This is a genomic window from Blastococcus sp. SYSU DS1021 (assembly GCF_054050995.1).
This window is the reverse complement of sequence record NZ_JBJHAL010000004.1, coordinates 87,607-100,228: the sequence shown is the minus strand read 5'-3', so window position 1 is coordinate 100,228 and position 12,622 is coordinate 87,607. Positions and strand designations below refer to the sequence as shown.

At 75.6% G+C, this 12,622-nt stretch carries 13 protein-coding genes and 1 tRNA gene; 9 read left to right on the top strand and 5 right to left on the bottom strand.

Going from position 1 to position 12,622, the window contains the following annotated elements; all coding sequences use genetic code 11:
• Window positions 1-25: 25 nt before the first annotated feature.
• Both ACI8AP_RS04420 and ACI8AP_RS04415 read right to left on the bottom strand, forming a co-directional pair.
• Complete coding sequence (locus ACI8AP_RS04420) at window positions 26-697, bottom strand: hypothetical protein (protein ID WP_456588120.1); 672 nt, start codon at window positions 695-697, stop codon at window positions 26-28.
• 135 nt (window positions 698-832) lie between these two features.
• Window positions 833-1,690, bottom strand: a complete 858-nt coding sequence (locus tag ACI8AP_RS04415) for a UbiA family prenyltransferase (protein ID WP_456588119.1) — start codon at window positions 1,688-1,690, stop codon at window positions 833-835.
• A gap of 121 nt (window positions 1,691-1,811) precedes the next feature.
• Between ACI8AP_RS04415 and ACI8AP_RS04410 the strand changes: the two genes are divergently transcribed.
• The 5 genes from ACI8AP_RS04410 to rlmB are packed head-to-tail and all read left to right on the top strand — an operon-like array spanning window position 1,812 to window position 5,901.
• Window positions 1,812-2,294 (top strand): CarD family transcriptional regulator, encoded by a 483-nt coding sequence (locus ACI8AP_RS04410; RefSeq protein WP_091929357.1) that lies wholly within the window; start codon window positions 1,812-1,814, stop codon window positions 2,292-2,294.
• 29 nt (window positions 2,295-2,323) lie between these two features.
• Complete coding sequence (gene ispD, locus ACI8AP_RS04405) at window positions 2,324-3,007, top strand: 2-C-methyl-D-erythritol 4-phosphate cytidylyltransferase (protein WP_456588118.1); 684 nt, start codon at window positions 2,324-2,326, stop codon at window positions 3,005-3,007.
• Entirely contained in the window at window positions 3,004-3,525 is a 522-nt protein-coding gene (ispF, locus tag ACI8AP_RS04400; RefSeq protein ID WP_456588117.1) for a 2-C-methyl-D-erythritol 2,4-cyclodiphosphate synthase, read from the top strand. Before ispD ends, ispF begins: the two co-directional genes overlap by 4 nt.
• Before the next feature lie 10 nt (window positions 3,526-3,535).
• Window positions 3,536-4,939: a cysteine--tRNA ligase gene (gene cysS, locus ACI8AP_RS04395; RefSeq protein WP_456588116.1), complete on the top strand. Its 1,404-nt coding sequence runs from the start codon at window positions 3,536-3,538 to the stop codon at window positions 4,937-4,939.
• The gene (gene rlmB / locus ACI8AP_RS04390; RefSeq protein WP_456588115.1) at window positions 4,921-5,901 is read left to right on the top strand and encodes a 23S rRNA (guanosine(2251)-2'-O)-methyltransferase RlmB; all 981 of its coding nucleotides are present in this window, start codon (window positions 4,921-4,923) and stop codon (window positions 5,899-5,901) included. Before cysS ends, rlmB begins: the two co-directional genes overlap by 19 nt.
• A 110-nt stretch (window positions 5,902-6,011) precedes the next feature.
• Here the strand turns inward: rlmB and ACI8AP_RS04385 are convergent, their stop codons facing one another.
• The 3 genes from ACI8AP_RS04385 to ACI8AP_RS04375 form a co-directional block, all read right to left on the bottom strand.
• Window positions 6,012-7,292, bottom strand: coding sequence for a DUF445 domain-containing protein (locus ACI8AP_RS04385; protein WP_456588114.1), 1,281 nt, complete (start codon window positions 7,290-7,292; stop codon window positions 6,012-6,014).
• Window positions 7,293-7,335: 43 nt separating this feature from the next.
• Window positions 7,336-8,598 carry a S1C family serine protease gene (locus tag ACI8AP_RS04380; protein WP_456588113.1) on the bottom strand — a complete coding sequence of 421 codons (1,263 nt, stop codon included), beginning with the start codon at window positions 8,596-8,598 and terminating at the stop codon, window positions 7,336-7,338.
• Window positions 8,599-8,707: 109 nt separating this feature from the next.
• The gene (locus ACI8AP_RS04375) at window positions 8,708-9,481 is read right to left on the bottom strand and encodes an ABC transporter permease (RefSeq protein ID WP_456588112.1); all 774 of its coding nucleotides are present in this window, start codon (window positions 9,479-9,481) and stop codon (window positions 8,708-8,710) included.
• 190 nt (window positions 9,482-9,671) lie between these two features.
• Between ACI8AP_RS04375 and ACI8AP_RS04370 the strand changes: the two genes are divergently transcribed.
• The 4 genes from ACI8AP_RS04370 (at window position 9,672) to ACI8AP_RS04355 (ending at window position 12,549) form a co-directional block, all read left to right on the top strand.
• Window positions 9,672-10,316 (top strand): hypothetical protein, encoded by a 645-nt coding sequence (locus tag ACI8AP_RS04370; protein WP_456588111.1) that lies wholly within the window; start codon window positions 9,672-9,674, stop codon window positions 10,314-10,316.
• Between the two features lie 161 nt (window positions 10,317-10,477).
• A tRNA-Thr gene (locus tag ACI8AP_RS04365) sits at window positions 10,478-10,553 on the top strand.
• A 236-nt stretch (window positions 10,554-10,789) separates the two neighbouring features.
• Window positions 10,790-11,548, top strand: a complete 759-nt coding sequence (locus tag ACI8AP_RS04360; RefSeq protein WP_456588110.1) for an SDR family NAD(P)-dependent oxidoreductase — start codon at window positions 10,790-10,792, stop codon at window positions 11,546-11,548.
• Entirely contained in the window at window positions 11,545-12,549 is a 1,005-nt protein-coding gene (locus ACI8AP_RS04355) for an NAD(P)H-dependent flavin oxidoreductase (RefSeq protein ID WP_456588109.1), read from the top strand. Before ACI8AP_RS04360 ends, ACI8AP_RS04355 begins: the two co-directional genes overlap by 4 nt.
• The last annotated feature ends 73 nt before the right edge of the window (window positions 12,550-12,622 follow it).

The following is a 12,622-nucleotide window of genomic DNA, read 5'->3' as shown; positions in this document are numbered from 1 at the left end:
GCGGAAGAGCGGTGGAGCGGGAGGGTCACTCGGCGTCGCCGACGTCGGACTCCCGCTCGCGGGCGATCTCCTCGGCGCCGTGGCCGCCCTCTTCCTCCGAGTGGTGGAAGTCGAACGACTCGCCGCGCTCCAGGACCTCGTCCGGGGTGGCCACCGGGACCGTCAGGGGGATCTCGCCGGCGTTCTCGAAGGTGAAGGTCAGCTCGACCAGCCCCCCGGTCGTGAGCTCCTCGTCGAGGTCGGTGAGCGTGATCGCGGGGCCCTCGTCCTCCCCGAGGAAGACGGTCGTCCCCGCGGGGATCTCCAGCTCGCCGTCGTCACCGGTGGGCGCGTCCGTGGAGCCGGTGACGCCGCCACCGGTGTTCGGCGGGACGGTGCTGGTCGCCGCTGCCTCGCCCGCGCTGATCGTCGCCTCGCCGAAGCCCTCGCCGGTGACCCCCGTCAGGGTCTCGTCCTCGACACCGGTGTTCACGATCGCCAGCCGCAGGGTGGCGTCGTCCCCGGCCTCGTAGCGGCCGCCCTCGGGGTGCGTGACCGCGACCTGCCGCAGGACGATGTCGCCGACCTGGGCCATCGCGCCCACCTTGTCGCGCTCCTGCGTGGCGGTCTGCGTGACCTGGCCGGCGCTGCACGCCGAGAGGGCGAGCGGGGAGAAGAGCAGAACGCCCATCGTGGCGGCGCGCAGAGCGCGGTTCACAGCTGTCGACCTCCAGCAGGACCGTACCGGCCACCGGGGATCGGTGGCGCGGGAACCTCCGGAGCCTATCGGGCGCCTGCGCGCCCCGCCCGCAGGGAGCGGCGGGCGTCGCGGGTTCCCCTCGGCCCGGGGGCGTCAGCCGAGGGTGGCACCGCTGCCCACCAGGAGCGCGACGTCCAGCACCGTCAGCAGCATCACGGCGGGGAAGGCGAGCCCCCGGAAGCGCGCCGTCCCCGAGAGCGCGGCCACGGTGGCGGCCGGCACGGCCAGGGCGAGGGCGGCCCACCCCGTCGGCCCGGGCGCGCCCGGGGGGCCGAGCACCAGCACCAGCGTCGCCCCGGCCAGGAGCAGCGCGCCGCAGGCGGCGGAGACCCGCGGTCCCAGCCGGTGCGGGAGCCCGCGGACCCCGGTGGCCAGGTCGTCCTCGAGGTCGGGAGCGACGTTCGCGAGGTGGGCGGCGCCGCCCAGTGCGGCGCCGGCGGCGATCAGCCACCAGGGGGGTGCGGGGCTCCCCGGGGCGGCGGTGACCACTCCGGCCGGCAGGGCCCCGAACCCGACGACGTAGCCGGCGCCGGACCACGCGGTGCGCTTGAGCCCGGCGTTGTAGGCCCACCCGCTGGCGACCAGGAGCAGCAGCAGCGCGCCGGGGAGGAGCCCCAGCAGGAGCGAGAGGACGACGGCCGCGGCGGCGGCGGACAGGGCGGCACGGCGCAGGACGGCGGGGCCGACGGTGCCCTGCACGACCGGCTTGTCGGCCCGCGCGACGGCGCGGTCGCGGTCGGCGTCGAGCCAGTCGTTGCTCCAGCCGATGGACGCCTGACCTGCGAGGACGGCAGCGCAGAGCAGCGCGGTCCGGGCCGGCGGCACGTCGGCCACCACGGCCAGCAGGGTGGCCGTGGTGGTGACCGCGAGGGCCGGGCCCGGGTGCGTCGCGCGGAACAGCGCGCGGGCCGTCGCACCCCGAGGGGCGGCCGCCGCAGGCACATCAACCACGCTCTGTCAACCCCTCCGCGGCTCTGGCCCAGGCCGCTGACCTGCAGATTTACTGCCCGGTGCCGATCCGTTGGTCAGTCTGCCGTGCTAACCTGGGAGAAGCGAAAGGGGTCACATCCACATGGGCTTCACTGTCGGCGAGACCGTCGTCTACCCGCACCACGGTGCCGCGCTCATCGAGGCGATCGAGAAGCGCACGATCAAGGGTGAAGAGAAGGCTTACCTCGTGCTGAAGGTCGCCCAGGGCGACCTCACCGTGCGCGTGCCGGCCGACAACGCAGAGATCGTCGGCGTCCGTGACGTCGTCGGTCAGGAGGGGCTCAACCGGGTGTTCGAGGTGCTCCGCGCCCCGCACACCGAGGAGCCGACGAACTGGTCACGCCGCTACAAGGCCAACCTCGAGAAGCTGGCCTCCGGCGACGTCAACAAGGTGGCCGAGGTGGTCCGCGACCTGTGGCGTCGCGACAAGGACCGCGGCCTCTCCGCCGGCGAGAAGCGCATGCTCTCGAAGGCCCGCCAGATCCTGGTCAGCGAGCTCGCGCTCGCCGAGGGCACCAACGAGGACAAGGCCGAGGTCCTGCTCGACGAGGTCCTCGCCAGCTGAGCGCTCCGCGTTCCCCCCGAACCGCTCCCGTGCACGCTGTCGCGATCGTCGCAGCGGCCGGGAGCGGTTCGCGTCTGGGGGCCGACCGGCCGAAGGCGCTCGTCCCGCTCGCGGGGCGCCCGCTGGTCTGCTGGGCCGTCGACGGCCTGCGCGCGGGCGGGGTCGCCGAGATCGTGGTCACCGTCCCCGCCGCCGAGCGCGCCGCCTTCGCGGCGGTCCTGCCGCCGGAGGTCCGGCTCGTCGACGGCGGTGCCACCCGGACCGCATCGGTCCGCGCCGGCCTGGCCGCCGCCGGTCCACGGGCCGACGTCGTCCTCGTGCACGACGCCGCCCGCCCGCTGACCCCGCCCGCGGCGGTCGCGCGGGTGCTGGACGCCGTGGCCGCCGGTGCCCGTGCCGTCGTCCCGGTGCTGCCCGTCATCGACACCACCGTGCTGGTGGACGACGACGGCGCGATCACCGATGCGGTGCCCCGCGCCCCGCTCCGCCGGGTGCAGACACCGCAGGGCTTCCACCGGGCCACCCTGGTCGCCGCCTACGCCGCGCTGGACGACGCCGCCGAGCTCACCGACGACGCCGCCGTCGTCCGTGCCGCGGGTGTTCCGGTGCACACCGTCCCCGGTGACGAGCGGTCGGCGAAGATCACCGTGCCGCACGACCTGGCGCTGGCGGAGCTGGGTGTGGGCCTGACGGCGAGCCAGGTGCCCCGGTGAGCGACCTGCCGCGGGTCGGCATCGGCACCGACGTCCACCCGATCGAGCCCGGCCGGGCCTGCTGGCTCGCCGGCCTCGAGTGGCCCGGCGCCGACGGCTGCGCGGGGCACTCCGACGGCGACGTCGTCGCCCACGCGCTCACCGATGCCGTCCTCTCCGCCGCCGGGCTCGGTGACATCGGCGGGCTGCTGGGCACCGACGACCCCCGCTGGGCCGGCGCACGCGGCGCCGACGTGCTCACCCACGTGCGCGAGGTGCTCGCCACCGCGGGTTGGCGGGTGGGCAACGCCGCGGTGCAGCTGGTGTCGACGGCGCCCAAGGTGGGTCCGCGCCGGGGGGAGGCCGAGGCGGTGCTCTCCGCCGCGCTCGGCGCCCCGGTCAGCGTCACGGCGACCACCACCGACGGCCTCGGGCTCACCGGTCGCGGTGAGGGCCGGGCCGCGGTGGCGACCGCCCTGGTGGTCCGGACGGGGGAGGACGTCACCGACGCCGCACGGGCCGGTCACGTCGCTCCGTAGACTCCACGCAGTGAGCCTCCGCCTGTACGACACGGCCGCCCGCGCGGTCCGCGACTTCACGCCCCTGCGTGCCGGGCAGGCGTCCGTCTACGTCTGCGGTCTCACCGTGCAGGGCCCGCCGCACGTCGGGCACGTCCGGGCGGCGGTCTCCTTCGACGTCCTCCGCCGCTGGCTGACCGCGCGCGGCCTGGAGGTCACCTACGTCCGCAACGTCACCGACATCGACGACAAGATCCTCACCAAGGCCGCCGAGCGCGACGTCCCGTGGTGGGCCTGGGCGTACGAGTTCGAGCGGGCCAGCACGCGCGCCTACGACGTGCTCGGCGTCCTGCCGCCGACCTACGAACCGCGCGCGACCGGGCACATCCCGGAGATGGTCGAGCTCATGCAGCGGCTGATCGACCGCGGGCACGCCTACGCCGTCGACGGCGACGTCTACTTCGACGTCCGGTCCTTCCCCGAGTACGGGGCGCTCACCGGTCAGCGGCTCGACGCCCTCGAGCCCGCCGCGGACACCGACACCGACGAGCGCAAGCGCGACCCGCGGGACTTCGCGCTGTGGAAGGCTGCCAAGCCCGGCGAGCCGGCGACCGCCTCCTGGCCCACGCCGTGGGGCCGCGGCCGCCCCGGCTGGCACCTCGAGTGCTCGGCGATGGCCGAGCGCTACCTCGGCGCGGAGTTCGACATCCACGGCGGCGGGCTGGACCTGCGGTTCCCGCACCACGAGAACGAGCAGGCGCAGTCGCGGGCCGCCGGCGACGGGTTCGCCCGGTACTGGCTGCACAACGGCTGGGTCACCCTCGGCGGCGAGAAGATGAGCAAGTCGCTGGGCAACACAGCGCTGGTCGACGAGGTCGTGCGGCGGGTGCGCCCGGTCGAGCTGCGCTACTACCTGGTGGCACCGCACTACCGTTCGACGGTCGAATTCACCGACGCCGCACTCGAGGAGGCCGGCGCGGCCTACCGGCGGATCGAGTCGTTCGTGAAGCGCGCGGCCGAGCGGGTGGGCGCCGACGCCGGCGCGCCGGTGCTCTGCGCCGACTTCAGCGCCGCGCTCGACGACGACCTCGGCACGCCCGCGGCGATCGCCGCGATCCACGACACGGTCCGCGAGGGCAACACGGCCCTCGCCGACGGGAACGACACCGCGGTCGCGGGCACGCTCGGCTCGGTGCGCGCGATGCTCGGCGTGCTCGGCCTGGACCCGCTCGACCCCCAGTGGGCGGCCACCGGTGCCGACGACCGGCTCGCCCGCGCGACGGACGGCCTCGTGGCCCTGGCGCTCGAGCAGCGCCAGGCGGCGCGGGCGCGCAAGGACTTCGCGGCGGCGGACGCGATCCGCGACCAGCTCGCCGCCCTCGGCGTCACCGTCGAGGACACCCCCCAGGGACCCCGATGGGAGCTGACCCACTGATGGCCGGCAACAGCCAGCGCCGCGGCCGCACGACGGGTGCGGGCAAGAAGACGGCGACCGCGGGGACCGGTGGCAAGAACCGGCGCTCCCTCGCCGGTCGTGGTGCCACCCCGCCCGCCGAGCAGCGATACGGGCACCCCGCCCAGCGCAAGGCCCAGGCGCAGGAGCGCCAGCGCGCCGACCGGGCGCGCGCCCGTCAGCGGGCCGAGGAGTCACCCGAGCTGCTGCTCGGGCGGAACCCCGTCGTCGAGGCGCTGCGCGCGCAGATCCCGGCGATGGCGTTGTACGTCGTCACCGGTGACACCACCCGCCCGGGCGCCGACGAGCGCATCACCGAGGCGCTGCACCTGGCCAGCGACCGGGGGCTGCCGCTGCTGGAGGTGACCAAGCCCGAGTTCGACCGCATGTCGCAGGGCGCCCTGCACCAGGGCATCGGCCTGCAGGTGCCGCCGTACGACTACGCGCACCCCGACGACCTCCTGGACCTGGCGCGGAACTCCGGCCGGGCCCCGTTGATCGTGGCGATGGACGGCGTGACCGACCCGCGCAACCTCGGGGCGGTCGTCCGCTCGGCGGCCGCGTTCGACGCCCACGGCGTCGTCGTGCCGCAGCGTCGCGCGGTCGGGATGACCGCGTCGGCCTGGCGCACCAGCGCCGGGGCCGCGGCCCGGTTGCGGGTCGCCCGTGCGGTGAACCTGCCGCGCGCGCTCGCCGCCTACCAGGACGCCGGGCTGCAGACCGTCGGGCTGGCCGGCGATGGCGACGTCGACCTGCACGAGTACGACGGTTTCGCCGACCCGGTCGCCCTGGTCGTCGGCGCCGAGGGCACCGGGCTCTCGCGGCTGGTGCGGGAGAAGTGCGACGTCGTCGTCCGCATCCCCATCGCCCGGGACACCGAGTCGCTCAACGTGAGCGTCGCCGCCGGCATCGCGCTCTACCAGGTGGGGGCCGCGCGCCGCTGACGGCCGGCTCGCCGCTCCTCCGTCGTCCTGGCTCACCTCCGGTGGTCCTGGCTCACTGTCGACGCTGAGCCAGGACCCCTGTTGATCAGGTCACCTGATCATCAGTGCGGTCAGCCGAGCAGCTGGGCGACCGTGTAGATCACCAGGCCGGCGAGGCCGCCGACGACGGTGCCGTTGACCCGGATCCACTGCAGGTCCCGGCCCACCTGCAGCTCGATCCGCCGGCTCGTCTCGTCGGTGTCCCAGCGGGCCACGGTGCTGCTGACCAGGTCGGCGAGGTCGCCGGAGAACCGCTCGGCGACGTAGCCGGCCACCCGGCCGCTGTGCCGCTGGACCAGCTCCCGCACGGTCGGGTCGGTCTGCAGCAGCCGCGCACCGTCGCGGATCAGCGCGGTCACGCGGGCGCGCAGCGGTGACGCCGGGTCGGCCGCGGCGGCCAGCACCGCGTCCTTCGCCGTCGTCCACAGCGACCCGGACCACTCGCGCACCGCGGGGTGGGCCAGCACCTCGTGCTTGAACTCCTCCACCCGGGCGGCGGTGGCCGGGTCGGTGCGCAGCGCGTCCACGTAGGCGCGCAGCCGGGCGTCGTAGGAGCGGCGCAGCTCGTGCCGCGGATCGGCGGCCACCTCGGCGATGAACTGGTGCATCCCGGCGAACGCCCGGTCGAAGACCCGGTCGTCCACCCAGTCCGGCACCCACGCGGGGGAGGCATCCCCCAGCTGGGCCCGGAAGACCAGCCGGTTCTCGTCGAGGAAGCGGGCCATGAGCCGCAGCGCCGCAGAGAGGACCTCCTGGTGGCGGTCGCCGTCGACCACCAGCTCGAGCACCCGGGCCAGCGCCGGGGCGGCGGGCGTCTCGTGCAGCTTGCGGTCCACCAGCGCGGCGACGGCGGGCTGCACGTCGTCGTCCTTGAGCAGGTGGGTGAGGCCGGTGAGCGCGGTCGCGGCGTCGCCCCCCAGGCGCTCGGCCCGGCCGGGGGCGGCCAGGAACGCGCCCAGCCGGCCGGGGACGTCGATGGTGGCCAGCTTCTCCGCCACGACGGCGCGGGTCAGGAAGTTCTCCTGCACGAAGGCGCCCAGGCTCTCGCCGATCTGGTCCTTCTTGCGCGGGATGATCGCGGTGTGCGGGATCGGCAGCCGCAGCGGGTGCCGGAACAGCGCGGTGACGGCGAACCAGTCGGCCAGCGCGCCGACCATCGAGGCCTCCGCCGTCGCCCGCACGTAGCCCACCCACGCGCCGGCGTCCTCGCCGAGGAGCACGCAGGCGAGGAAGACGGCGGCGGCCAGCAGGAACAGCCCGGTCGCCAGCCGCTTCATCCGGGTCAGATCGCGGGCGCGGGCCGGGTCGTCGAGCGACCCGGCCAGCGGGACGGTCAGCGGGGGAGCGGCCACCCGGACCAGCCTAGGGATCGGGTCCGGGTGGTCGCCGCGGGCGTCAGCTGGTCGAGCCCAGGGTGACCTCGACGGTGCGGGTGTCGGAGCCGCGGCGCACGGTCAGCTGGACCGTCTCGCCGGGGGTCCGGCTGCGGATCGCGGCGGTCAGCTCGGTGGACGTGGTGACGGGGCGCTTGCCGACGGCGGTGACGACGTCGCCCGGCTCCAGCCCGGCCTCCTCGGCGGCGCTACCGGGGTGCACGGTGACCACCTCCGCGCCGGTGCCGACCTCGCGGTTCTGGTCGTCGGCGGCGGTCCGGGGAGTCACTCCGAGGAAGGCGCGGGTGGCGGTGCCGGTCTCGATGATCTCCTGGGCCACCCGCTGCGCGGTGTTGCCGGGGATGGCGAAGCCGACGCCGATGTTGCCGCTCTGCCCCTGCGCACCCGGGATGCCGGAGGCCACGGTGGCGATCGCGGTGTTGATGCCGATCACCTCGCCGGCGCCGTCGACGAGCGCGCCGCCGGAGTTGCCGGGGTTGATCGCGGCATCGGTCTGGATGGCGTCGAGCACGGTCGCGTCGTCCTGCGTGGACCCGGTGGCCACCGCGCGGCCGGTGGCGCTGATGATGCCGTCGGTGACCGTGTTGGACAGGCCGAGCGGGGCGCCGATGGCAACGGCGATGTCACCGACCTGCACCTCGTCGGAGTCGGCGAAGGTCGCCGGGACCAGGTCGTCGGCGCCCTCCAGCCGCAGCACGGCGAGGTCGAAGGCGGGGTCGGTGCCGACGACCTCGGCGTCGTAGAGGGTGCCGTCGGCGGTGCGCACCTGCACCGTGCCGGAGCCGGCGCCGCCGGCGGCGACGACGTGGTTGTTGGTGAGCACGTAGCCGTCGGCGGTCAGGACGACGCCGGACCCGCTGCCCGCGCTGGTGCCCGTGGTCACGTAGACGGTCACGACGCTGGGGGCGGCCTTCGCCGCGGCGGCCGTGGCCGTGGTCGCCCGCTCCGGGTTCTCGGTGGTCACGCTCTGCGCGGCGGCGGAGCTGCTGGTGCCGGCGACCGGCTCGTCGAGCAGCGCGGTGACGCCGGCTCCGGCGCCCCCGCCGATGAGCGCGCCGGCGACGAGGCCGGCCAGGCCGATGCGCAGCCGGCTCCCGCGCCGGGACGGCGGCTGCTCGGCCGCCGGTGCCGGCAGCCCCCCGTAGCCGGGGTAGCCCGGGGACGTGACCGGCTGCGGCGTCGTCGGCTGGTGGGGCGTCGACAGCGGTGGCTGCCAGCCGTACTGCTGGCCTGCGCCGGGGTACTGGTGCTGGTGCTCGCTCACGCGTCCGTTCCTCTCCTCGCGGCCGTGCGGCCGCTGCATCGGAACCCACTGTCGGCCCCGCCACTGGCGCAACGCTGGAGGCTGGCTGTGAGCTTCCTGGATGCCCGGATCACCGGGGGACCGGCAGCACCCGGCCCCGGGCGACCAGCTCGGTGACGGCCCAGACGGCGAGCACCTCCGTGGCCAGCAGCCCGACGAGCACCAGCAGCTGTGCCGCGCCGGCCTCGAGCGGGCTGCCGCCGCCCAGCAGCACGCCGACGAAGGCGCCGGGCAGGGTGACCAGCCCGACGGTGCGGGTCTGGTCGAGGGGCGGCACGAGCGCGGTGCCGGCGACCGGGCGGCCGATGAGCAGGACCGCGTCCCGGGGGAGCAGCCCGAGCGCGAGCGCCGCCTCCACCTCGCCGCGCCGCTGCGCCAGCTCCTCGCGCAGCCGCCGACCCGCCAGGGAGGTGGCGGTCATCGCGCCGCCGATGAGGATGCCGGCGATGGGGATGACCGCCTCCCCGCGCAGCGGCACGGTCCCGCTGGCCAGCACGAGCGCGACCACGGGGCCGGCGCCGCCGACCACCGGAGCGGCGACGGCGGCCAGCCGTGGCGCCGTTCCGGGGGAGCGCAGCGGCAGGCCGGTGGCCCGGCCGGCGGCGGTGACGCTCGCGACCGAGACCATGAGCAGCACGAAGACGGCGGAGAGCCACAGCGACTCGACGACGACCAGCAGGACGGTGGAGACGACGGCGAGCTGCACGGTGGCGCGCACTGCCGCCACGAGCACCGACCGGTCCTCGCCGAGCCCGGACAGGCGACCGCCCGTGGCGGCCAGCGCGGTCAGGGCCACCAGGACGACGCCGAGCCGGAGATCGACGTCGACCACGGAGGACCCCACGACGCCGATCCTGCCCGGTGCTCCCCGGGCCCAGGCCAGGTGGGGGATCGGGCCGGATCCCGTGTGCATCGGTGCCCGGAGGCGGGTAGTGGCGGTGCCTGGGGCGCGGGTGCACTCCCGCGGCCCGGTGCCCGCCCCCGTCGCCCCCGTGGAGCTCTCCGTGCCCCTCCGTGGTCCTCTCGTCAGGTTCGTGATCGGCTTGGGCCTGGCCTGTGCCGCTGTCATCGCGGTCGTCGGCGGCATCGCGCTGCGCGGCCCCGGGCTGGTGGCCGTCTGCGTCTCCGGGGCGCTGGCCGGGTGCGTCGCCGCCGGCGTCGCCCGCGAGACCCCGGGGCCGACGCGCCGGTCGACGCTCGAGGTGGCGGGGCAGGCCGCGGCCGTGACGGTCGGCGTGCTGCTGGTGGTGAGCGGAACGGCGGTGCTCGCCGGAGGAGCGGCGGCGCTGCTGCTGATCGGGTTCGGTGCCGCGGGCTGGGCTGCCCTCCGCTGGCTGCGTGACCGCCGCGACGCACCGGCCCGCCCGGTGACGTCGGTGGGCGCCGGTCCGGTGCCCACCGGCTGGACGCCGTCCACCGCCGTGGCGGGCGCGTCGACCGCCACGCTCGGCGAGGAGTGGCGGCGCACGAGCGCCGAGCTGCAGCGACCGCTGGCGCCCGCGGTGCGGCAGCGGCTGGTCGCCCGGCGGGCGCAGGTCCTCGACGAGCTGGAGCGCCGCGACCCGGCCGGGTTCGCCCGCTGGCTCGCCGCCGCCCCGCTCGGCAGCGCCGACCCGGCCGGTTTCGTCCGCAGCTCACCGCCGCCCGCCGACCCCACCGCGGAGACCGAGGCCGCCTGACCTGCGGCCCCTGCCGCCGTCCACCGCCGTCCATCCGGAGGCCGCCGAGACGATGCCCTGGCTCGGCGTGCTGTCCATCGGCCCCGGCCGCGTCGCCGACGCGGCGGAGTTCTCGTCGGCGCTGTCCCTAGACTCGTGCCCGGGACCTGTCCCCACGTCCCGCCGGCGTGGCGCAATTGGTAGCGCACCCGACTTGTAATCGGGCGGTTAGGGGTTCGAGTCCCCTCGTCGGCTCCACGGTGGTGCCGTGCCCGGCGTCCGGCCTCTCCGCACGGGCACCGCGGAGAACCCCTGCCCGCGGCCACCGACGGCGGCGCCGGAGTCCGGCCCGGGCCGGACCCGAGCCCCTGGCCCGTCGTCGCCCCGGTCGGTGCGCGGGCGGTGGGCGCCACGCTGCAGACCGTTGCCCTACGGCCGACGCGCGCCTAGGTTAGCGAGCGCTAGGTATAGGTATTCGCGTCGGGAGGCTGATCGTGCAACTGCAGGGAAAGACCGCGCTCGTGACCGGGGGTGCGTCCGGTCTCGGCCTGGCCACCGTCCGACGGCTCGTGGCCGGCGGTGCCCGCGTCGTGGCCCTCGATCTGCCCACCGCGGACCAGACGGCCCTCGGTGCGCTGGGCGACCCTGTCCGGTTCGCCGGTGCCGACGTCCGCGACGAGGCGGCCGTCCAGGCGGCCGTGGACGCCGCCAACGACGAGGGCACGCTCGCCGTCGTCGTGAACTGCGCCGGGATCGGCGCCGCCAACAAGACCGTCGGCAAGAAGGGGCCCTTCCCGCTCGCCGACTTCGACCGCGTCGTCGGCGTCAACCTGATCGGCACCTTCAACGTGATCCGCCTGGGCGCCACCGCCATGGCCGGCAACGAGGTCGACGGCGAGGAGCGCGGGGTGGTCGTCAACACCGCCTCCGTCGCCGCGTTCGACGGTCAGATCGGGCAGGCCGCCTACTCCGCCTCCAAGGGCGGCGTCGTCGGCATGACGCTGCCGATCGCCCGGGACCTCGCCTCCTACGGCATCCGGGTCGTCACCATCGCGCCCGGGCTCTTCGAGACTCCGCTGCTGGGCGCCCTGCCCGAGGACCTGCGGGCCAGCCTCGGCGCCCAGGTGCCGCACCCCAGCCGGCTCGGTCAGCCGGAGGAGTATGCCGACCTCGTGGCGGCCGTCGTCGGCAACCCGATGCTCAACGGCGAGACGATCCGCCTCGACGGCGCCATCCGGATGGCGCCGCGGTGACCCGCACGGCACCGGCGCCGCGGCTGGCCACCCGCCTCACCCGGCTCCTCGGCATCGACCGCCCGGTGATCCAGGGCGGCATGCAGTGGGTGGGGCGGGCGGGGCTGGCCGCCGCCGTGTCGAACGCCGGTGGGTTGGGGATGATCACCGCCCTCACGCAGCCGACCCCGCAGGCGCTGGGCGAGGAGATCGCCCGGTGCCGCGACCTGACCGACCGCCCGTTCGGCGTCAACCTCACGATCCTGCCGTCGATCAACCCGCCGCCCTACGCCGAGTACCGCGACGTCATCGCCGCCTCGGGGGTCCGCATCGTGGAGACCGCCGGCGCCAACCCGGCCGAGCACATGCCGTTCTTCAAGGACGCCGGGATCACCGTGGTGCACAAGTGCACCAGCGTCCGGCACGCCCGGCGCGCCGAGGCCGAGGGCGTCGACGTGATCAGCATCGACGGCTTCGAGTGCGCCGGGCATCCGGGTGAGGACGACGTGCCCGGCCTGGTCCTCGTCCCGGCCGCGGCCTCGGCCGTGAGCATCCCGGTGGTGGCGTGCGGCGGCATCGCCGACGCCCGCGGCCTCGTGGCCGCCCTGGCGCTGGGCGCCGAGGGCGTCACCATGGGCACCCGGTTCCTGTGCACCCAGGAGTCCCCGGTGCACGACGCGGTGAAGCAGCGGATCGTCGAGGCCACCGAGCGCGACACCGAGCTGATCTTCCGCTCGCTGCGCAACACCGCCCGGGTGGCGAGCAACACGGTCAGCCGCGAGGTCGTCGGCATCCTGGCCGACGGCGGCGCCTTCGACGACGTCCGCGACCTCGTCGCCGGCGCACGCGGCCGGCTGGTGTTCGAGGAGGGCGATCTGGAGCGCGGCATCTGGACGTCGGGCATCAGCCAGGGGCTGGTCCACGACGTCCCCGCCGTCGCCGAGGTGCTCGACCGCATGATCCGCGAGGCACACGAGCTGATCCACGGGCGGCTGGCCACCTTCGCCGGTGGTGTGGGGTGACCGGCCGCGGGTCGGTGTCTTGACGGCCCGGGACCGGGGGCTCATGCTCGGTACTTAGCTATCGCTATGTCAA